The organism is Streptomyces recifensis, from assembly GCF_002154615.1.
GTDB lineage: Bacteria > Actinomycetota > Actinomycetes > Streptomycetales > Streptomycetaceae > Streptomyces > Streptomyces griseoluteus.
Genome location: NZ_MUNH01000907.1, coordinates 1 through 602 on the forward strand (window position 1 = coordinate 1; position 602 = coordinate 602).

A 602-nucleotide genomic window follows, 5' to 3' on the forward strand; every position below is an offset into this window, starting at 1 on the left:
CCCGTCCCCACCTGACCGGCACCCACCCCGACCTCGCCGCGCAACTCGACACCCTCACACCGCCCTGACGCCGCCCGTCCCTGTCGGGCCCGGACGGCACTGCTTCCGCGCCCGGCGCTCGGCGTCGCCCTCGTCGACTGGTCTTCGGCCTCGCGACATCCCGCACACGTGAGTCCGGCGGGGCATCTGGTGGCCGGTTGCGGTCCACGGCGGGGGCCCCAAACATGGACGAGGGGATCACGTGCGTGGGTGATCCCCGACTCGGGGCAGCCGTCACCCCGCCACGGCCGGTCCGGCTGTGCGACGGGGCTCTCGCGTGCCCGAAGGAACAGCCCAAGGAGTGGCCATGTCCGAAATCCCGCCGCCCGTCACCCCGTACCTCGAACCGGCCGCGAGGGAGCTGGCCGAGGCGACCGATCCGCACCCCCGGATCTACGAGGTCCCGCCGGAGCAGGGCCGGGCCATCCTCGCCGGCCTGCAGAGCGACACCAGCGTGCCCCGCCCCGAGGTCGACGAGGAGTGGGTCGACGTGGACGCCGGCGAGTGGGGCACCGTGCGCACCCGCATCATCCGCCCCAAGGGTGTCACCGGCCCGCTGCCGG

General features: G+C 74.4%; 1 pseudogene. It reads left to right on the forward strand.

Features of this window, described 5'->3' with window-relative positions:
- Positions 1-346 precede the first annotated feature (346 nt).
- Positions 347-602 (forward strand): annotated as a pseudogene (locus tag CCN33_RS30735) (esterase); the annotation flags it as partial.